The sequence below is a fragment of the Streptococcus cristatus genome (genome assembly GCF_001588905.1).
In the GTDB taxonomy this organism is placed as follows: domain Bacteria; phylum Bacillota; class Bacilli; order Lactobacillales; family Streptococcaceae; genus Streptococcus; species Streptococcus cristatus_N.
In genome coordinates this window covers 1-19,941 of the sequence record NZ_LAWH01000003.1, presented here as the reverse complement: position 1 = coordinate 19,941, position 19,941 = coordinate 1, and the positions used below count along the sequence as shown (strand labels likewise).

15 protein-coding genes are annotated in these 19,941 nt (G+C 42.8%); 10 read left to right on the top strand and 5 right to left on the bottom strand.

The features are described 5' to 3' along the window. The first annotated feature begins 154 nt into the window (after positions 1–154). Complete coding sequence (dinB, locus tag A0765_RS00615) at positions 155–1,219, top strand: DNA polymerase IV (RefSeq protein ID WP_062004070.1); 1,065 nt, start codon at positions 155–157, stop codon at positions 1,217–1,219. Positions 1,220–1,319: 100 nt separating this feature from the next. Here dinB and recD2 read toward each other — a convergent pair whose 3' ends face one another. The 3 genes from recD2 to rnhC form a co-directional block, all read right to left on the bottom strand. Next, complete coding sequence (gene recD2, locus A0765_RS00610) at positions 1,320–3,704, bottom strand: SF1B family DNA helicase RecD2 (protein ID WP_062004068.1); 2,385 nt, start codon at positions 3,702–3,704, stop codon at positions 1,320–1,322. Positions 3,705–3,779: 75 nt separating this feature from the next. Continuing rightward, positions 3,780–4,412, bottom strand: coding sequence for a signal peptidase I (lepB, locus tag A0765_RS00605; RefSeq protein ID WP_062004066.1), 633 nt, complete (start codon positions 4,410–4,412; stop codon positions 3,780–3,782). A gap of 3 nt (positions 4,413–4,415) precedes the next feature. After that, positions 4,416–5,300, bottom strand: a complete 885-nt coding sequence (rnhC, locus tag A0765_RS00600) for a ribonuclease HIII (protein ID WP_062004058.1) — start codon at positions 5,298–5,300, stop codon at positions 4,416–4,418. Between the two features lie 226 nt (positions 5,301–5,526). Between rnhC and A0765_RS00595 the strand changes: the two genes are divergently transcribed. The 4 genes from A0765_RS00595 to A0765_RS00580 all read left to right on the top strand — a co-directional run bounded on the left by A0765_RS00595 (position 5,527) and on the right by A0765_RS00580 (position 9,868). Beyond that, complete coding sequence (locus tag A0765_RS00595; protein ID WP_005592399.1) at positions 5,527–5,700, top strand: class IIb bacteriocin, lactobin A/cerein 7B family; 174 nt, start codon at positions 5,527–5,529, stop codon at positions 5,698–5,700. Positions 5,701–5,732: 32 nt separating this feature from the next. Then, the gene (locus A0765_RS00590; RefSeq protein WP_048765891.1) at positions 5,733–5,993 is read left to right on the top strand and encodes a hypothetical protein; all 261 of its coding nucleotides are present in this window, start codon (positions 5,733–5,735) and stop codon (positions 5,991–5,993) included. A gap of 351 nt (positions 5,994–6,344) precedes the next feature. After that, entirely contained in the window at positions 6,345–8,498 is a 2,154-nt protein-coding gene (gene comA, locus A0765_RS00585) for a peptide cleavage/export ABC transporter ComA (RefSeq protein ID WP_005591091.1), read from the top strand. A gap of 14 nt (positions 8,499–8,512) precedes the next feature. After that, on the top strand, positions 8,513–9,868 hold the full coding sequence (locus A0765_RS00580; protein WP_062004056.1) for a bacteriocin secretion accessory protein: 1,356 nt from the start codon (positions 8,513–8,515) through the stop codon (positions 9,866–9,868). 98 nt (positions 9,869–9,966) lie between these two features. On the opposite strand, the gene A0765_RS00575 is transcribed toward A0765_RS00580, so the two are convergent. After that, the gene (locus tag A0765_RS00575; RefSeq protein WP_062004054.1) at positions 9,967–10,242 is read right to left on the bottom strand and encodes a hypothetical protein; all 276 of its coding nucleotides are present in this window, start codon (positions 10,240–10,242) and stop codon (positions 9,967–9,969) included. Positions 10,243–10,251: 9 nt separating this feature from the next. Further along, positions 10,252–10,662: an HIT family protein gene (locus A0765_RS00570; RefSeq protein ID WP_062004052.1), complete on the bottom strand. Its 411-nt coding sequence runs from the start codon at positions 10,660–10,662 to the stop codon at positions 10,252–10,254. Positions 10,663–10,729: 67 nt separating this feature from the next. Here A0765_RS00570 and A0765_RS00565 point away from each other — a divergent pair, with 67 nt between their 5' ends. From A0765_RS00565 to A0765_RS00545, 5 genes are all read left to right on the top strand, one after another. After that, a complete protein-coding gene (locus tag A0765_RS00565) occupies positions 10,730–11,461 on the top strand; it encodes an ABC transporter ATP-binding protein (protein WP_062004050.1) in 732 nt (243 codons plus the stop codon). Continuing rightward, positions 11,458–12,504, top strand: coding sequence for an ABC transporter permease (locus A0765_RS00560; protein WP_062004048.1), 1,047 nt, complete (start codon positions 11,458–11,460; stop codon positions 12,502–12,504). The genes A0765_RS00565 and A0765_RS00560 overlap by 4 nt, the downstream gene beginning before the upstream one ends. Before the next feature lie 50 nt (positions 12,505–12,554). Then, positions 12,555–13,349, top strand: a complete 795-nt coding sequence (gene ccrZ / locus A0765_RS00555) for a cell cycle regulator CcrZ (RefSeq protein ID WP_062004046.1) — start codon at positions 12,555–12,557, stop codon at positions 13,347–13,349. Next, positions 13,346–13,984 carry a tRNA (guanosine(46)-N7)-methyltransferase TrmB gene (trmB, locus tag A0765_RS00550; protein ID WP_062004045.1) on the top strand — a complete coding sequence of 213 codons (639 nt, stop codon included), beginning with the start codon at positions 13,346–13,348 and terminating at the stop codon, positions 13,982–13,984. The genes ccrZ and trmB overlap by 4 nt, the downstream gene beginning before the upstream one ends. A gap of 393 nt (positions 13,985–14,377) precedes the next feature. After that, positions 14,378–19,941 (top strand): mucin-binding protein (locus tag A0765_RS00545; protein ID WP_062004044.1); only part of this gene is annotated, 5,564 nt, incomplete at its 3' end.

Below are 19,941 nucleotides of genomic sequence, written 5' to 3'. Positions count from 1 at the left end.
CAGGATACTTGTTTTCCATTTTATTTTGATCATACTTGTCCAGGATTGAAAGTTTCTTGCTTTCTCTGGTCATACTTTTGGATAAAAATCCTTTGAAACTTGCTTTAAAAATGATAAAATTTCTTAAAGAGCTATTCTACTTATAGGAGACGCCATGCTAATTTTTCCGCTAATCAATGATACATCGCGAAAGATCATTCATATTGATATGGATGCTTTTTTTGCTTCGGTCGAAGAGCGGGACAATCCAAAGCTTAAGGGGAAGCCAGTTATTATCGGTAGTGATCCGCGTCAGACGGGTGGACGTGGCGTGGTTTCGACCTGTAATTACGAAGCTAGAAAGTTTGGAGTTCATTCGGCTATGAGCTCCAAGGAAGCCTATGAGCGCTGCCCGCAGGGAATTTTTATCTCGGGGAATTACGAAAAATATCAGGTGGTTGGCTTGCAGATCCGAGAGATTTTTAAGCGCTATACGGATAAAATTGAGCCTATGAGCATCGACGAGGCCTATCTGGATGTGACGGAAAATAAGCTAGGGCTTAAATCTGCGGTCAAGATAGCCAAGCTGATTCAGCACGATATCTGGAATGAACTCCATCTGACAGCTTCGGCAGGCGTTTCTTATAATAAGTTTCTGGCCAAGATTGCTAGTGATTATGAGAAGCCTCATGGTCTGACTGTTATTCTACCTGAAGAGGCTGAGGCCTTTCTGGCGCCCATGGATATTGCTAAGTTTCATGGAGTTGGCAAGAAGAGTGTCGAGAAACTGCATGATATGGGGGTCTATACTGGCGCGGATTTGCTCAAGATACCGGAAATGACCTTGATTGATAGGTTCGGTCGCTTTGGCTTTGATCTTTACCGAAAAGCGCGCGGCATCAGCAATAGTCCGGTCAAGTCCAATCGTATCCGTAAGTCTATCGGTAAGGAGCGGACCTATGCCAAACTGCTCTATGGTGAGGAGGACATCAAGAAAGAGCTGTCCCTTCTAGCGGCTAAGGTGGCCCTCAGCTTAGAGAAGCACCAAAAATCTGGTAAGACAGTTGTTCTCAAAATCCGCTATGCTGACTTTTCAACTCTAACCAAGAGGAGGACCTTAGAGCAAGAAACGAGGGAAGTTGAAGTGATTGAGCGAGTCGGCCATGAAATCTACGACAGTCTGGACGAGAAGCCTCGAGGCGTTCGTTTGTTAGGACTGACAGTGACGGGGTTTAAATAAGATAGAAAAGCGTCTGGGACAAATTGTCTCAGACGCTATTTTTATAGGGAATATTTGATAAGGCACTCTGTAAACTTTTATGACAGCTTCAAAGGTAGACCTAGGCATCTGTTTCTATTTGGTTATCATTGCCAAATATACTGTTGATATCTTCCTCAGTCAGTCCGATTAGAGGATTGATTGTTAGGATATTTTCCTCCGTCAGGATATAGTTTTCTACAGGTGATTCGTTGTTATCCACAGGAGTGTGGATAAGTTCTTGAGGGGATTCTATATCTTTAAAACGCTCAATCAGATAGGTTTTGCGGGCTGTTCCAGTATTTTTTACAGCATAGTCAAAGGCTGACTTTTCCCCAAGTAGGATCAGTTTGCTCTTGGCTCGGGTAATAGCTGTGTAGACCAGATTGCGCTGGAGCATGCGGTGGCTGCTTCGGGTAATGGGAAGGATAACTACGGGAAACTCGCTACCTTGAGACTTGTGGATGCTCATGGCATAGGCTAGGCGAATTTTGTACCATTCGCTGCGCTGGTAGCTAATTTCATTGCCGTCAAAGTTGATGGTTAATTCGTCCTGCTTGGATTCGGTGTACTTAGCCGGCAGCAGGTCGGTGATATAGCCCAAGTCACCGTTAAAGACATTACTCTCAGCGTCATTGACGAGGTGGATGACCCGATCTCCCTGTCGATATTGGCAGTCGGATGCCTCAAAGGTCAGCTGGTCTTTTTCCACAGGATTGATGAGATTTTGCATGAGGCTATTAATCTGGTCAATGCCGGCCTGTCCACGGTACATGGGAGCCAGCACTTGCACATCTTGAGCAGGAATGCCACTGCGAATAGCTGCGCTGGCAATTCGTTCAATCATGGGCGGGATGTGTTCATTTCGAGCTTCAAAATAAGAACGATCCGCTTTTTTCTCAGTAAAATCTTCTGGCAACAATCCCTTTTGGATCTGGCTGGCCAGAGTGACAATGGTCGAATCTTGGCTCTGACGGTAAATTTTTTCCAGCTTGGTTTGGGGGATACTAGGTATTTGCAATAGGTCAGCCAATACCTGCCCAGGACTGACAGATGGTAACTGCTCTGCATCGCCCACCAAAAGCAGTTTGGTATTGGAGGAGATATTACTGAGGAGCTGGTTGGCCAGCCAAGTGTCTACCATGGAGAACTCGTCTACGATGATAAAGTCAGCATCCAGATAATCATCCAAATGACTGGTATCATCATCTCCAGTCATACCGAGATGTCGGTGAATCGTAGCGCTGGGCAGGCCAGTCAGTTCGTTCATACGGCGAGCAGCCCGACCAGTCGGTGCAGCAAGGAGAATGGGCAAATCTGCCTTCTTTTTCAAATCTAAGCCCCGAATCTGGCTATAGACGGAAATGATACCATTGATGACGGTTGTTTTTCCTGTTCCTGGTCCACCAGTCAGGATGAAGACTTTTTGTGTAATGGCGTCGAAAATAGCTTGTTTCTGAATCTGATCATAGTGAATGCCTAGGTCATCTTCAGCTTGGCTGATGGCATCGAGGATTTTTTCGTTTTCAAAGCGATCCTGATGGCCTTTTTCCAAGAGGCGGACCAGATTGCTGCGGATGCCTTCCTCGGCAAAGAAGAGACTGTTTTCAAAAATCTTGGTCTCAACATTTTGGACTTTGTCTTCTTCAATCAGGTGAGCCAATTCATCGGCTACCAGACTAGGGTCTAGCTCTACTTGGCGCGAACTTTCCAGAAGCTCAATCGTATGAGCCAATAGGTCTCTAGCCTCCAAATAGGTGTCGCCAGTTTCCATGGACTGGGTCAGAAGGGTATGAAGCAAGCCAGCTCGAAAACGCTCAGGAGCATCACTTTCAATTCCCAACTGCTGGGCCAGCTGGTCAGCGATTTTAAAACCGATACCTTGGATATCTTCAACCAGTCGGTAGGGATACTGTTCGACAATTTCTAGCGTTTCTTCCTTGTAGGTTTCCTGAATCTGAAAGGCTAGTTTGTTGGGAATGCCGTAGGCGGCCAGTTTAGCTAAGACCAGCTCTGTTCCATAGTTGAGTTGCAGTTTGGCCACAAAGGATTCTCGGTTCTTGGCGGAAAGGCCAGTGATTTCTTTGAGTTTTTCTGGCTCAGCTAAAATCTTGTCAATGGTTTCCTCCCCATAGAGTTCCACGATTTTTTGAGCTGTCTTGACCCCGATACCTTTAAAGTGGTCACTGGAAAAATATTTAACCAGCCCCTTGCTAGTCGGTTTTGTCCTCTCGTAGCGGGAAATTTTTAGCTGCTGTCCGTACTTTGGATGTTGGACTAGGTTGCCCCAAAATGTATAATCCTCACCTTCGATAATATCGGCCATGGTTCCGGTCACGATAATCTCAAAATCATCAAAATCTTCACAATCCGTGTCTTGGATATCCAAGAGGAGGATTCGAAAGAAATTGCTGGGATTTTCAAAAATGATGCGCTCAATAGTGCCTGAAAAATAAAATTCTGTCATTGTTTCTATATGCTCTTTAAAAAGCAAACCCAGCTGAGTAGTCAACTGAGTTTGGAGGGGGTATACTCTTAAGTATTAGTAAGTCTTGAAAGGTAGGATTGGCCAGATGCGGAATTTAGCTTCGCCTTGAATCTGACTGGATTTAAAGGCACCGACCTGCCGGCTATCCTTAGACACGATGCGATCGTCACCTAAAAGCAGGTACTCGTCATCTAGGAGTTTGATGGTAAAGACGGGGCTACCTTCCTTGTCCACGGTAAAGGCTTGGGCTTGAGAGGCTAGCTTGCGGAAGAAAGTTCCGTTGTCCGTGTAATCCTTGCCTACATAAGTAGATTGGAGCTTGTCCTTTTTGAATTTCTGGATGTATTCTGTTAAGTAAGATTCATCAGTTTTTTTGCCATTGATATAGAGGGTGTCGTTTTCGTACTGAATGGTATCGCCCGGAAGACCAATCACTCGCTTGACGACTTCTTTCTTTTTGCCGTCGTCATCCTTTTCAGAGGCTACGACAATATCGAAGCGATCAATGGACTGGTGTTTCAAAACCATCAAATATTCCCCATTGGCTAAGGTTGGGTCCATAGAGTGGCCGTCTACCTTGACAGGTGCCCAGAGTAGCCAGCGAGTGAGTAAGATAACAGAGATAATCAGGGTAAAGACTCCCCACTCCTTGAGGAAGGCACGGAAGTCAAAGCGTTTGTTTTTCATAGTCTACCTTTCTAAGAGCTTTTTAGCTTTTTCTGTATTTTTAAAATGAAGTTTAGCGGTATGCTGGAGGCCAGCCATTCCATAGGCTTGGAGGATTTGGCTAGCAACCTGGTCACTCTTGCTTCCAGCTCCACTCGGAAGGGTGTAGCCAAGCTCTTGACTCAGATTTTCCAGATTTTCCAGAAAGAGGTCGCGAGCGATAATGGAGCTAACAGCGACAGCTAGAAACTTTCCTTCCGCTTTCTCAATGAGACTAACAGGATTTGGGAAATGATTCTTTTCATTTTGTAGGTATTTGTCATAATTCTGCTGACTGGTAAAGGCATCAATGACAATTTTTTCTGGTCTTAACCCTTTTTGTAACAGTAGATAAATGGCTTGATTGTGAAGAGCTACCTTGACAGATACAGCATTGTAACCAGAGGCAATCACTTCGTTATATTTTTCTGGAGACAGGAGCAGAGCCTGATGTTGGATTTCCTTTTTCAGAATCGGTGCCAGCTGCCGAATCTTAAGGTCGGTCAAGATCTTCGAATCGCCCACACCTAGATTACGCAGGAAAGTGTGCTGCTCTGGACTGACGAAGGAAGCAACAACTGCTAAACCACCAAAGTAAGAGCCATTTCCAACTTCATCCGTACCGATAAGGGGAATGTTCTGAGAAGTCTTGCTTGCCTCTTCAGCTTGATGGCCAAAAAAAGCAGCATAATGACCAGCTTTTTCTCCTTGGAAAAGAACCTTGCCAGAAGTATAGATACTAACAGTTGCCTGGTTTAATTTCAGTAGATATTGGATATACTGATTTTTACTAGGCACAAGCTTGTCTTGATATTTCTGGACAAAAGCCTCAATTTCTGCTCGTTTAGGACTCAAAGTAATACTTTCCATAGCCCCTATTGTACCACAAAATGAAACTAGGGAAAATGGGAAAAATAGGATATTTAAAAGATTATGAAAAAATTACACATTTTTCTTCCAAACATGACATCGATGTCATGTTGAACCCGATAGGGTTGTTGTATAATATAGGTGTTGAAGCGATGTTTGAATAAAACTGACCACAAACAATATATTAACAAGGCTAAGGAAGCCTTGTAAAAAAAGGAGAACACATATGGAAAACTTTGCTATGATGGACAACCAATTTGCTGCGTTGACTGAAGAAGAAATGATGATGATTGACGGTGGATGGGCATTCTATGGTATCCCTGTTGACATTTTCACAGTATCATTGGCTATTTTGGGTGGCTCATTGGTTTCAGGCTTCTTAGTAGGACTTTTCAGCTAATTTAATATTTTAAATAGAAGAAGGTGAATTTCATGAACAAAGATTTTAAATCATTAGATCAAAAATTTATGCCTCTTACTGAAGCTGAATTGGTTGAAGTAGAAGGTGGATGGGTCGGCGGTGACCTTGTACGTGCCGTATTTGATATCGGTCGTGAAGTTGGTCGTACTGTACGTGGCCTTGCTATCCGTGCATACGGTCGTATCCGCGCTAGAATTGGCTCAGGATCTGGTTCTAGCAATCGTGGTGGCGCTAACAACGGTGGTGCTGCAAGTCCAGACGTTTTTAACTAATATTTTGTGTTTCGACATAGAGCCTCTTGTTCGTCTTGATTTGGACAAGAGGCTTTTTAGTGTAAAAGTTGCATTATGTCTGTTTTTTAAGTAATTTTATGTTTACATGGAGTAAAACGACTGATACCATTGGAAAAATACGCCACATTAGTGTATGATAGAGATATCTATTTTTTGCTTGTTATGAAAGTTCTTCTCCCTAATTTATACTTTTTTTTGCTGAGGAGAACCGCTATGGATAAAGTTGACAAGCAGTTTGTGTTGAATAGTATGTTTACTAATTAGGAGTTTTTATGCGAGGGTCGTTCTCCATAAAAGCAAATTTACACTTTTGTGAATAAAGGAGTTTGTATGAGATTTACAAAGCGTCATTATAGGGCTCAAGTTGACGCGAGAGATTGTGGTGTAGCAGCGCTAGCCATGATATATGGTTATTATGGTTCCTATTATTCTTTGGCTAGTTTGCGTGAAATGGCCAAGACAACTTTAAGAGGAACAACTGCTTTTGGGTTAGTGAAGGTTTCGGAAGAGTTGGGTTTTGAAACACGAGCCTTTAAAGCGGATATGTCTTTATTTGACATGAAGGGGATCGTTTATCCTTTTATCGCCCATGTTATCAAAGATAAGAAATTGCTTCACTATTATGTTGTGACTGGGCACGATAAACATTCGGTTTATATTGCGGATCCAGATCCGGCTGTTAAAATGACCAAACTTTCTAAGGAACAGTTTGCGCAAGAGTGGACAGGTGTCTCTATTTTCATCGCCCCAGCGCCAGAATATAGACCACACAAGGAAAAGAAAAACGGTCTCTGGTCTTTTGTTCCGATTTTAATGAAACAAAAGGGACTAATTGCCAATATCGTTATTGCAACGATGCTGGTGACGATCATCAACATCGTGGGCTCTTACTACATGCAGGGGATTATTGATACTTACGTACCGAATCAGATGAGGAATACCTTAGGAATTATCTCTCTCGGTCTAATAGTCGTCTACATTTTGCAACAGGTCCTAACTTATGCTCAGAGCTACCTGCTTCTCATTTTGGGACAACGGCTTTCGATTGATGTGATTTTGTCCTATATCAAGCATGTCTTTCATCTACCCATGTCTTTTTTTGCGACGAGAAGGACAGGGGAAATCGTATCGCGCTTCAACGATGCTAATAGTATCATTGATGCCTTGGCTAGTACTATTCTGTCCATCTTTTTGGATGTCTCTATCGTTGTCGTTATGGCGATTGTTTTGTTCTCGCAAAATTTCTATTTGTTCTTTATCAGTTTGCTCTCGCTGCCGATCTATATCGTCGTGATTTTTGCTTTCATGAAGCCATTTGAAAAAATGAATCGTGACACCATGGAATCCAATGCTATTTTGTCTTCTTCCATTATCGAAGATATCAATGGTATTGAGACGATCAAATCCTTGACAAGTGAAGATTTCCGCTATCAAAAAATTGATAGAGAATTTGTTGACTATCTAAAGAAATCATTTGCCTATAGTCGAATGGAGAATATCCAAATCGGTTTGAAGAAGACGGCTCAGCTCTTGCTGAATGTTGCAATCCTTTGGATGGGAGCCCTTTTGGTAATGGACAATAAAATGACCTTGGGGCAGTTGATTACTTATAATACTTTGTTGGTTTATTTCACAAATCCGCTGGAAAATATTATCAATTTACAGACCAAGCTTCAGACTGCACAAGTTGCCAATAATCGCTTGAACGAGGTTTATCTGGTTGACTCTGAATTTATGGATAAAAAAGCGATCCGTGATTTGAGCATGACCAAGGGCGACATTGAGTTGAGAAACGTCAGCTATAAGTATGGCTATGGACGAAACGTTCTATCAGATATTAATTTGACCATTGAAAGAGGCAGCAAGGTGGCCTTTGTAGGAATTTCTGGTTCTGGAAAGACGACTCTTGCCAAGATGATCGTGAACTTTTACGATCCAAACGAGGGAGAAATTCTGGTTAATAATATCAACCTCAATCAGATTGACAAGCATGTCTTGCGCCGTCATATCAATTACTTGCCGCAACAGCCTTATGTCTTTAATGGTACCATTTTGGAGAATGTTCTCCTAGGTGCAAAACCCGGAACGACTCAGAAAGAAATCATTCGGGCGTTGGAAATTGCAGAAATTCGTGAAGATATTGAACGGATGCCTTTGAATTACCAAACAGAATTGACATCGGATGGTTCAGGAATTTCAGGTGGTCAGCGTCAGCGCTTGGCCTTAGCTCGAGCTCTTTTGACAGATGCTCCTGTTTTGATCCTTGATGAGGCGACCAGCAATCTGGATATCTTGACAGAGAAAAAGATTATTGACAACCTTTTAGAGTTGGACAAGACCATCATTTTCATTGCCCATCGGTTGACCATTGCGGAGCGATCTGAAAAAGTGGTTGTTCTGGACAAGGGTGAAATCGTGGAGCAAGGAACGCATGAAGAGTTGGTTGCTCAGGATGGCTTCTATGCTCATCTGGTGAATAGTTAGAAAGGAGAAAGAAGATGGAAGAACATTACTTAGAGAGTGCCGAATTTTATAACCGTAGATATTCTAGCTTTTCTGTGCGCGTGATTTTACCGACTTTCTTCTTGTTGATTTTTGTGGTCTTATTCTCCCTCTTTGCTAAAAAAGAAATCACTATTACTTCAGGTGCTTCCATTGAACCTAGCAAGATTCTGGCTAACATCCAATCAACCAGTAACAATGCCATTGTCACTAATAATTTGAAGGAAAACAAGGTTGTTAAAAAAGGGGATCTTTTAGTTCAGTATAAGTCTGATAGTGAAAATACTCAAAAAGAAACCTTCTCCTCTCAAGTAGAAAGCTTGAAGGAGCAAAAACGTCAGTTGGAGCTGCTGCAAGAAAGTCTGAAGACGGGGACTAGCCAGTTTTCAGGAGAGGATCGCTTCGGCTATGAGCAAGCATTTAATGATTACAAGAATCAAGCTGCGAGTATCCGTAGTAATACCGAGCAGCAAAATTCGACCATTGCTTCTCAAAATTCAGCAGCTAGCAATTCACAGGCAGAACTGGGGAATTTGATCAATGAAACAAATGCCAAATTAGCAGATTACCAGACTCTTAGAAATGCTATCCAAAATGGGACAAGTGTCCCCTCGACTAATGCTGGCTATAGCATCTATCAGGCTTATGAGACACAAGCCGCTGCAGATAGTCAAGGTCAGCTAAAGAGTCAGGTTCTTTCGCAAATTGATAGTCAGATTTCTCAGTTTGAATCAGCTCTTGCAGGTTATCGAGTGCAGTATGCGGGTTCTGGTGCTCAGCAGGCTTATTCTGGGAGCTTGGATAGTCAGCTTGAGTCTTTGAAAGCTCAGCAGTTGACTAAAGTTGGTCAAGAATTGACGGCCTTGAATCAAAAGATTTTAGAAGTTGAAAACAATCTCAAGGTGCAAGGTGGTATCACTCAAAAGGGCATGATCACAGCAACTGAAGATGGTATTCTCCACCTAAATCCTGAAACAGCAGGAGCGAATCTAGTTCCTGAAGGGAAGTTGCTGGCCCAGTTGTATCCTGTTTTGACCAAGGAAAAAAAGGTCGTTATCACAACCTATGTGACCTCGAAAGATGTAGCTAGTCTGAAAAAAGGTGAGACTCTGCGTTTCACTGCGATGGATGGAAATAATAAAGAATTTGTTCTCAAATCTAAAATTTCAAACATTGACAGCAATGCAACGAAAACGGAAAAAGGCAACTTCTTTAAGGTGGAAGCTGAAATAAGCTTAACGGATGCCCAAGCCAAGAAGGTGCGTTATGGTATTGAAGGTCGTGCAGTAGTCATCACAGGAAGCAAAACTTACTTTGACTATTACTTGGATCAATTCTTGAGAAAGGACTAAAGGAAGAATAGTCGATAAGTTTTGATTGAAGTTTTTATCTCTCAAATATGAAAAAAACCATGGTCGTGCCATGGTTTTTTTTGTTATGAGAAAGTTTTCTATTGCCAGATATCCTGTATTTGCGTGATTTGAGCCTGAGCTTGTTTTTCGAAAACCTTGTATTTATAAGTCAAATCTTGAGCCATTTCCTTGATATTGTCTCGCTGTTCTTGAATAATGGCGAGATTGTGCTGGATGTTAGCTAAATTATCTTGAATTTTATCCAAGATATCGGATGTTTCGACGACTTCTTGGCTAATTGTCTTCCGACTTTTGACCAAATGGTAGCTGGCCCAGGCTGCGCCTGTGAAAAGCACGAGATTTGAAAATTTCATAGTTCCTCCCTAGGCTTGAGCAATCTTTTCAGCCAATTGAGCTAAGGCTGGAAAATCTGGTTCGTGAGTTTCAAAGCTGATTTGTAAACCGTCTGTCTCTTCATAGCGAGGAGCTAGGTGGACATGGGTATGAAAGACGGTCTGGCCGGCGATTTCCTCGTTGTTGTTGATGATATTCATACCAGCTGCACCTGTTGCTTTCATGACCTTGCGGGCGATGTCTGGGACACGAGCGAAGAGCTGACTAGAACTGTCTGCATCCATTTCCAAAAGATTTCTGAAATGCTGCTTGGGAACGACCAAAGTATGGCCTGGAGTGACCTGAGAAATGTCTAGAAAGGCGACTACTTGGTCATCTTCATAAACTTTAGAAGATGGGATTTCCCCTGCGATAATCTTACAAAAAATACAATCAGCCATAAATGATACCTCTATTCGCTAGATTTTGTTATAATATAAGAACTATTATACCAGATTTGGAGAAAATATGTTAGAAATCAAAGAGCTTACGGGCGGCTATGTAAATATCCCGGTTTTAAAGGATGTCAGCTTTGAAGTGGGCAATGGCCAGTTGGTTGGTTTGATTGGTCTCAATGGTGCTGGTAAATCCACTACCATCAATGAAATTATCGGTTTATTGACACCTTACAAGGGAGAAATTCGGATTGATGGTTTGCAGCTGGGAGAAAATCCTAGTGCTTACCGTAAGAAGATTGGCTTTATCCCAGAGACACCGAGCCTTTATGAGGAGTTGACCCTGCGTGAGCATATTGAAACGGTGGCCATGGCTTACGATATCGAGCAGGAAGTCGCTTTTGAGCGCGTGGAGCGCCTCCTAACTATCTTCCGCCTCAAGGATAAGTTGGACTGGTTTCCAGTTCATTTCTCTAAGGGGATGAAGCAGAAAGTCATGATTATTTGTGCTTTCGTGGTGGATCCTAGTCTTTTTATCGTGGATGAGCCCTTTTTGGGACTGGATCCAGTAGCTATTGCAGACCTTATCCAGCTCTTGGATGAGGAAAAGAAAAAAGGTAAGTCCATCCTCATGAGTACCCACGTTTTGGACTCAGCTGAGAAGATGTGTGATAGCTTTGTGATTTTGCATAAAGGGCAGGTGCGCGCCAAAGGCAATCTAGCTGAGTTGCGAGGAGAATTTCAGATGCCGAAAGCTAGTCTCAATGACATCTATCTGGCCTTGACGGAAGAGGCTGCGCTATGAAAGAAGTATTTGCTAAACGCAAGCAGGATTTTCGTCAGCGCTGTCTGAAGTATCTGCGCTATGTTCTCAATGATCATTTTGTCCTGTTTTTATTGATTTTCCTCGGATTTTTGGCGGTTCAGTACAATCAATTGCTGCGGAATCTCCCTAGTCAGTCTTGGCCGATCATCGCCGGATTAATCTTATTCTCTGTGCTCATTCTTCCTTTTGGGCATATCGCAACCTATCTGGAAAAGCCGGATATGCTCTTTTTGCTGGTGCAGGAGCGGGCTGTCATTGAGTTTGTCAAGAGACAAATCCAGCGTTCTTATATTCTCTTTGGCCTGCTGCAAACCTTGTTGCTGATCTTGTTAGCGCCGTTGTTTTTGGCCTTAGGTTTGCCAATCTGGGGCTTTGGGCTGTACTGCCTCCTTATGTTATTGCTAAAATGGCTGGTCTTTCAATTCAAGGGGCGTCGCTTTTTCTTGTATGACCGCCTTGATTGGCAATATGCAATCGCAGCTGAGGAAGGTCGTAAGCAGAAAGTTCTTCGTTTCTTTTCCCTCTTTACAAATGTGAAAGGCATTTCTAATAGTGTCAAAAGAAGGGCTTACTTGGACGGGCTGACGAGATTTTTGCCTAAGACCCATGCTAAGACTTGGCAAAACATGTTTTTACGCTCCTATCTTCGCAATGGGGATTTATTCCCTCTGACCTTGCGTCTCCTACTTTTAGCCCTCTTAACGATTGTCTTCGTCAGCCAGTCTTGGATTGCTGCAGGTTTTGTCGTCCTTTTCAACTATCTTTTGCTCTTTCAGTTGTTGGCCTTGTATGAAGCTCTTGATTATCAGTATTTAACCCAGCTTTTCCCGCTGGATAGTAAGTCTAAAATCAAGGGAGCAAGACAGGTTATCACAGGTGTTGGACATAGTGTTTTGCTTTTTGAAACGCTAGTGGCAGTGCTCTTTTTCCAAGATAAGATGGCAGTGTTAGTAATGCTTGGAGTGACAATCTTTTTGTATCTAGTCTATTTGCCATATAAACTAAAAAGATTGGTTGACTAAAAGAATGAAAATTAGTAAAATAGTGAGGAAACTTTTTAAGGAGGGGAATCATGGTCTTGGTTGATAACGAGCTAGCCCTGACACCAATAGCTGGTAAGAGCGGAAAGGCCTATATGGGAACTTATCCAGACGGGGGGCGAGTTTTCGTCAAGATGAATACGACCCCGATTCTGGCAGGCTTAGCCAGAGAACAAATTGCTCCGCAACTTCTGTGGAGTCGACGCTTGCCAGATGGCAATGTCATGAGTGGCCAAGAATGGCTTTCAGGTACCATTTTAACGCCTAATGATATGTCTAAAAAGCAAGTGATCAATATTTTAACGCGTTTGCACCGGTCGAAGCCTCTGATGACTCAGTTGGCCAAATTGGGTTATATCTTGGAAACGCCAATCGATCTAATCAATAGCTGGCTTAATCAAGCGCCGGTCGTTTTGAGGAACAATCAGTACCTGCAATCTATTATTCGTGATTTGCGGCAAACGGTACCTGCTTTTCGTGAAGACTATGCAACGATTGTCCATGGTGATGTGCGCCATAGCAACTGGTTTCAGACAGATAGTGGCTTGATTTATTTGGTGGATTGGGATTCGGTTCGGCTGACGGACAGAATGTTAGATGTTGCTCATATATTGAGTCACTATATCCCAGATACCAATTGGCAGGAGTGGTTGACCTACTACGGTTATAAGTACAATGACAAGGTTATCAAAAAACTGTATTGGTTTGGTCAATACTCTTATCTGATGCAGATTGCTAAATATTACGAAAATAATGATTTAGAAAATGTGAACCGGGAGATTTACGCCTTACGCAACTTCCGTTCTAAGTATGGAAAGATAAGATGAGAGTAAGAAATCGTAAGGGAGCAACAGAGTTATTAGAAGCCAATCCCCACTATGTGGTTCTAAATCCAGTTGATGCCAAGGGAAAGTGGCAAGAAATTTTTGGAAACGACCATCCGATCCATGTTGAAGTTGGAAGCGGTAAAGGGGCTTTCATTACAGGGATGGCTAAGGCTAATCCAAACATTAATTATATCGGAATTGACATTCAGAAGTCTGTCCTTAGTTACGCCTTGGATAAGGTTTTGGAAGCTGATGTACCCAATATTAAGCTGCTCTGGGTGGATGGTTCGGAATTGACCAACTATTTTGCAGATGGAGAAATTGACCGACTTTACTTGAATTTCTCTGATCCATGGCCTAAGAAACGGCATGAAAAACGTCGCTTGACCTATAAGTCCTTCTTGGATACCTTCAAGCAAATTTTGCCAGAAAAAGGTGAGATCCACTTTAAAACGGACAACCGTGGCTTGTTTGAGTACAGCTTGGTCAGCTTTTCGCAGTATGGCATGATTCTCAAAGGTGTTTGGTTGGATCTTCATGCCAGTGACTTTGAAGGTAATGTCCTAACTGAATATGAACAAAAATTCTCTAGCAAGGGTCAGGTTATTTACCGAGTCGAAGCAGAGTTTCAATAAAAAATAAAGAGAGTCCTAAATAGATTTTCTATCTCAAATGTCGGGTTTTATGACCGATTTTTGTTGAATAGAGCCCTGTAGGGGCTCTTTTTTATTTTGTTTTGATTATCAAACTATAAAGATTATTTTTGTTGTTTTCATTCTCTTGAAACGGCGTCGCTAAAGCTTTTTGCTATCCCTATAATATGATGTTACACTTTTGTTACAGAAAAAAATTAGATAGTAAAATCCTTGATATAATAGGAAAAAAGCGGTATAATTATTGGTATGGTTTGATGTCCAAACTTTTGGCATTATAACCACCAATCATATGTTATAAAATACTTTGCTGCTCAGGCGTTAAGGTGTTGAGTAATAGGTGGTTGAACTATATTTTAAAAAGGAGAGATGTTCATGGATAAAAATGCGAGACGCAGATTAAACCGTGCGAGCGCTGAGAAACGACTTCGATACTCAGTTCGTAAGTTTAATGTGGGCGTGGCTTCTGTAGCAGTCGCAGCTTTCATGTTCTTTGGGGGGAATGTCGTTTCAGCCGATACGTTAGCTAAGACGGATTCTTCAAGCACCTCTACGGAGAAAACGACCTCTGTGCCAGATTCAGGAGAAGATTCGGGAGCGAATGATTCTGACTCCGAGTCGGCCATAGAAAAGAATTCTACCGTAGCAACTGTCGCTGAAAGTAACGCAATTTCAAGTGCAGCATCTACAGCATCTTCTACCTCTGCTGAAGACCTATCAAGCAAAGTAGAAGAAAAAACTGTTAAATCAGAAGTTGCTTCAAAAAGTGAAGCAGCTTTAAAAGAGGCTACTTCACAAGTATCTAAAGCTTCAGTAGCGACTAGCCAATCAACTGCTGCAACTCAGTCTGAGGCTCGAGTTAGCCCAGCTACTTCAGCTACTGCAGAGTCAACTGCAGTTTCATCTGAAGCAGCTACAGAATCAACTGCCGCTGTAGAACCTGCTAAGGTATCAGTTGAAAAGGCAGCTAGCCAAGCAGCAAGTTTGGCAACAGCTAGCCAAGCAGCAAATGCAGTAGCCAAAAGTGAAGCTAATTCAACATTAGCAGCTGCTCAAAGCGAAGTAAATAAAGGTTACGCTGATTTCCGTAAATCAGGAGAAAGTGGCTTCCGTTCGTTTGACCCACAAACAGGGAAAACAACTGTAACAAAAGAAAACTTCCTTGACTACTTCAGATTGAATGGTTCAGCTACCTATAATTCATACGACGGTATCGTGACCCTTACTCCAGATGAAACCTCTAAGACAGGTAACTTCAGCCTGAAGAGTAAGATCAATATGAACCAAAGCTTCAAGCTGACTGGTGGAGTTAACCTTGGTGATAAGACTCAGGAACGCTATGGTGCCGATGGTATTGGTTTTGCCTTCCATACAGGGAATACAACAGACCTAGGTGCCGATGGTGGTAACCTTGGTATTGGTGGTTTGCGTAACGCGAATGGTTTCAAGCTGGATACTTTCTGGAACGTCCACACACCACCGAAAGGGAACCGTTTTGATACTAGCAATACGGACTCATTCCAATATGGTTGGGCGGAAGACCCTCGTCTGGGACAATTCGGTGCCTGGGTAAATACTACTCATAAAAAAGTTCGTGGTGGAGGTATCTTCACTGGTGGTGAGTATGACCGCTGGTGGGCTGAGACAGATGCTGGTAGTGCTCAACGTCTAGACTCAAGTGACTTGGATGGTCGTTTCCACAGATTTGCTATCCAGTATGACGGTGTAACCAAGGAATTAACTGTCTCTTACGAAAGTAATCTTGGGATTAAGCAATGGAAGAAGAAAGTTTCTACTCCAGAACAACTGATGTCCATGGTGGTTACGGCGACGACTGGTAACTACAAGAACTTGCAACAGTTCCAAATCAAACGCTTCGACTTCTATCAAAGTGCCTCTGTTGACGTACGTTATGAAGATGAGCAAGGTCGAGAAATCGCTGAAGGCTCAGTAACTTATCCACAAGGTGCCTTCAAGGCTAAGCCTTATACCACTGAACAGAAGACGATTCCTGGCTATGGTTTCATTGGAATGAAGAGAGGTAGCTTGCCACCTTCAGGAACTCTGGCTGACTGGGGTACCAACGGTACAGTAACCTACGTTTACCGTAGAGGTGCAACTGATACGAAGACAGAAAAGAAGACAGTTTCTCGTACTATTTATTATAAATATAAACCAGGTGTGACAGGACCAACACTTCCGCCAGCTTATACTCAAACAGCTGAGTTCACTCGGACTGTGACAGGTGGTAGACCAGGTCCATGGACTCCTTCATCTAAGAATTTTGCACCAGTAGACTCTTTAGAAGTTCGAGGATATACTCCAGATATAGCGACAGTTCCAGGACTTACAGTAAATCCAAATTCTACTCCAAGTGATGTGACGGTTTACTACGACAAGAATGCTCCAAGAGTAACAACTGAAACAAAAGATGTTACTCGTACAATCGCTTACGAATATGAAGATGGTGTGACTTCAGGTCGTCCAGCTCTTCCACGTGAAGTACAACAAAATGTACGATTCACGCGTCAGGTATCAGAAGATGCAAGAACTGGTAAGAAGACATACGGCAACTGGACTCCAAGCACTCGAACTGTAGATGCGGTTGATACACCAGCGATTAAAGGCTTTACACCAAATAAAACTCGTGTAAATTCAGCTACTGTTTCACCAACAGATCCAAGCTGGCGTGAAATTGTTTCATACCGTAAGAATAATCCAAAAGTAACAACTGAAACAAAAGACGTTACTCGTACAATCGCTTACGAATATGAAGATGGTGTGACTAGAAATCGTCCAGCACTTCCACAACCAGTTGAACAAACAGTTCAATTTACTCGTCAAGTGTCAGAAGATCCAGTAACTGGTCAGAAAACATACGGTAACTGGACACCTAGCCGTCAAAATGTTGCTGCGGTTGATAGCCCAGAAGTAGCAGGCTTTACACCAAACAAACCACGTGTAAATTCAGCCTCTGTTGCTCCAACAGATCCAAGTTGGCGTGAAATTGTAAGCTATTCAGCTGCAGATCAAAAGGGAAGCATCGTTTACCGTACAGATGGTAAGAATGGCGTTCCAGCTAAGACTCTTCACACAGACAACGTAACTGGTAAGTCAGATACACCTGTAAACTATACAACAACTGCGAAAATCAACGAATTTAAACAGTTGGGTTATGATCTTGTTAGCGACGGCTTTACTAAAGCTGGCGGTCAAAGATTTGACAGTAATAACAATGTAGATCAAACATGGGAAGTTGTTCTTACTCCACGTATTGAGACAAAACAAGAAACAAAAGATGTTACTCGTAACGTTCGTTACCAATACAAGGATGGAGTGACCGCAGGTCGTCCAGCACTTCCTCGTCCAGTTACTCAAACAACAACATTTACTCGCCCAGTTTCTGTGAACAAGGTGACAGGTGTTGAAACTCCTGGACAATGGAACAAGCCAAGTGAAGAACTTCCAAAAGTTGATTCTCCAGCAGTTACTGGTTTCACTCCAGACAAACCAAGTGTTCCAGCCTCAACTGTTACTCCTACATCTCCTAACGAAGATGAAGTAGTAAGCTACAGCCAAGATGATCAACGCGGTATCATTGAGTATGTAACAGATGGACAAAACGGTGTTCCAGCTAAGACTCTTTATACAGACGGTGTTACAGGTAAATCAGGTGAAGATGTTGTTTATTCAACTGCTAGCCGTATCGCTCAACTTCAACAAGCAGGTTACAAACTTGTAAGTGATGGCTTCACTCAACCAAGTGGTCAGAAGTTTGATAACGATAAGACAAAAGACCAAGTTTGGAAAGTTGTCGTTACTCCAGTTATTGAAACAAAACAAGAGAAGAAAGATGTTACTCGAACTATCCAATACCAATATGGTGACGGTGTAACAGCAGGACGCCCAGCGCTTCCTAAGACAGTTACTCAAACAACATCATTCACTCGTCCAGTTTCTGTTAACAAGGTAACAGGTGTGGAAACTCCTGGTGCTTGGGATAAACCAAATGCTAACCTTCCAGAAGTAAACACTCCTGCTATTACAGGCTATAGCCCAGATAAACCAAAAGTTCCAGGTGTAACTGTTGACCCTACTACTGGAGATTCAGTTGAAGTTGTCAACTACAACTTGGATGAACAACGTGGTTCTATCAAGTACGTAACAGATGGTAAGAATGGCGTTCCAGTTAAGACTCTTTATACAGATTCTGTTGCTGGTAAGTCAGGTGAACCAGTAGCTTACTCAACTGTAAATCGTCTCACTCAACTTCAACAAGCAGGTTACAAGCTTGTGAGCGACGGTTTCACTCAACCAAATGGTCAGAAGTTCGATAACGATAAGACAAAAGACCAAACTTGGACAGTTGTTGTAACACCACGCTTGGATGACAATACGAATCCAGCTGATTTGAACAGCAAGGTTACACGTACCATCAAGTATCAATACGCAGATGGTCAAACAGCGGGTCGTCCAGCTCTGAAAGCTCCTGTCACTCAAGAAGCAACCTTCACACGTACTGGTAAAATAAATGCTGTAACTGGTGAAAAGACCTTCACAGCATGGACACCAGCTACGAAAGAATTGGCCCAAGAAGCTACACCAGTTGTAACTGGATTTGTGGCAGATAAGGCGAATGTCGCAGCCAAGACAGTGACTCCTGATGATAAGGATAGCGAAGAAGTTGTACAATACAAGAAACTTGGTTCATACGTACCAAATGTACCAGACGGACTTCCAAAAGTACCAAACCTTCCATATCCAAATGATCCAACAGATCCAACAAAACCAGGTACTGATCTTCCAGTTGTACCAAATGTACCAGGCACTACACCAGTAGGCCCAGATGGTACTACACCATTGACACCGAAAGATCCGAGCGATCCAAGCAAGGGTTACAACCCACCACCAATTCCAAGTGATCCAACACAGGATACACCAATCAATTATGTTAAAGATGGTCAAAAAGCGATTATCACCTTCGTAGACCAAGATGATAACAACAAGGAAGTTGGTAAGGTCGTTGAAAGCGGTAAGTCAGGTGAACCAATCGGAACTACTAACTACGCAGCCCGTCTGAAAGAATTGACAGACAAGGGCTACGAAGTGGTGAACGATGAGTTCAAGGGACCTAAGACCTTCGATAACGATGATAAGAAGGACCAACAATTTGTTGTTACTCTTCGTCATGGTAAAGAAGCAATCAAGGATCCAGCCGAACTCAACAAGAAGGTTACACGTACCATCAAGTATCAATACGCAGATGGTCAAACAGCAGGCCGTCCAGCTCTGAAAGCTCCTGTAACACAAGAAGCAGCCTTCACACGTACAGGTGAGCGCGACCGTGTAACTGACAAGAAGACTTACGGTGCATGGACACCAGCTACGAAAGAATTGGCTCAAGAAGCTACACCAGTCGTAACTGGATTCGTGGCAGATAAGGCCAATGTCGCAGCCAAGACAGTGACTCCTGATGATAAGGATAGCGAAGAAGTTGTACAATACAAGAAACTTGGTTCATACGTACCAAATGTACCAGATGGACTTCCAAAAGTTCCAAATCTTCCATATCCAAACGATCCAACAGATCCAACGAAACCAGGCACTGATCTTCCAGTAGTTCCAGATGTACCAGGCACTACACCAGTAGGCCCAGATGGTACTACACCATTGACACCGAAAGATCCGAGCGATCCAAGCAAGGGTTACAACCCACCACCAATTCCAAGTGATCCAACACAGGATACACCAATCAATTATGTTAAAGATGGTCAAAAAGCGATTATCACCTTCGTAGACCAAGATGATAACAACAAGGAAGTTGGTAAGGTCGTTGAAAGCGGTAAGTCAGGTGAGCCAATCGGAACTACTAACTACGCAGCCCGTCTGAAAGAATTGACAGACAAGGGCTACGAAGTGGTGAACGATGAGTTCGCAGG

What these genes read in the sequence shown, in the direction of transcription:
- trmB (WP_062004045.1), top strand. Translation starts at nt 13,346, where the DNA reads ATGAGAGTAAGAAATCGTAAGGGAGCAACAGAGTTATTAGAAGCCAAT.
- comA (WP_005591091.1), top strand. Translation starts at nt 6,345, where the DNA reads ATGAGATTTACAAAGCGTCATTATAGGGCTCAAGTTGACGCGAGAGAT.
- lepB (WP_062004066.1), bottom strand. Translation starts at nt 4,412, where the DNA reads ATGAAAAACAAACGCTTTGACTTCCGTGCCTTCCTCAAGGAGTGGGGA.
- A0765_RS00595 (WP_005592399.1), top strand. Translation starts at nt 5,527, where the DNA reads ATGGAAAACTTTGCTATGATGGACAACCAATTTGCTGCGTTGACTGAA.
- A0765_RS00570 (WP_062004052.1), bottom strand. Translation starts at nt 10,662, where the DNA reads ATGGCTGATTGTATTTTTTGTAAGATTATCGCAGGGGAAATCCCATCT.
- A0765_RS00560 (WP_062004048.1), top strand. Translation starts at nt 11,458, where the DNA reads ATGAAAGAAGTATTTGCTAAACGCAAGCAGGATTTTCGTCAGCGCTGT.
- dinB (WP_062004070.1), top strand. Translation starts at nt 155, where the DNA reads ATGCTAATTTTTCCGCTAATCAATGATACATCGCGAAAGATCATTCAT.
- ccrZ (WP_062004046.1), top strand. Translation starts at nt 12,555, where the DNA reads ATGGTCTTGGTTGATAACGAGCTAGCCCTGACACCAATAGCTGGTAAG.
- A0765_RS00565 (WP_062004050.1), top strand. Translation starts at nt 10,730, where the DNA reads ATGTTAGAAATCAAAGAGCTTACGGGCGGCTATGTAAATATCCCGGTT.
- rnhC (WP_062004058.1), bottom strand. Translation starts at nt 5,300, where the DNA reads ATGGAAAGTATTACTTTGAGTCCTAAACGAGCAGAAATTGAGGCTTTT.
- recD2 (WP_062004068.1), bottom strand. Translation starts at nt 3,704, where the DNA reads ATGACAGAATTTTATTTTTCAGGCACTATTGAGCGCATCATTTTTGAA.
- A0765_RS00580 (WP_062004056.1), top strand. Translation starts at nt 8,513, where the DNA reads ATGGAAGAACATTACTTAGAGAGTGCCGAATTTTATAACCGTAGATAT.
- A0765_RS00590 (WP_048765891.1), top strand. Translation starts at nt 5,733, where the DNA reads ATGAACAAAGATTTTAAATCATTAGATCAAAAATTTATGCCTCTTACT.
- A0765_RS00575 (WP_062004054.1), bottom strand. Translation starts at nt 10,242, where the DNA reads ATGAAATTTTCAAATCTCGTGCTTTTCACAGGCGCAGCCTGGGCCAGC.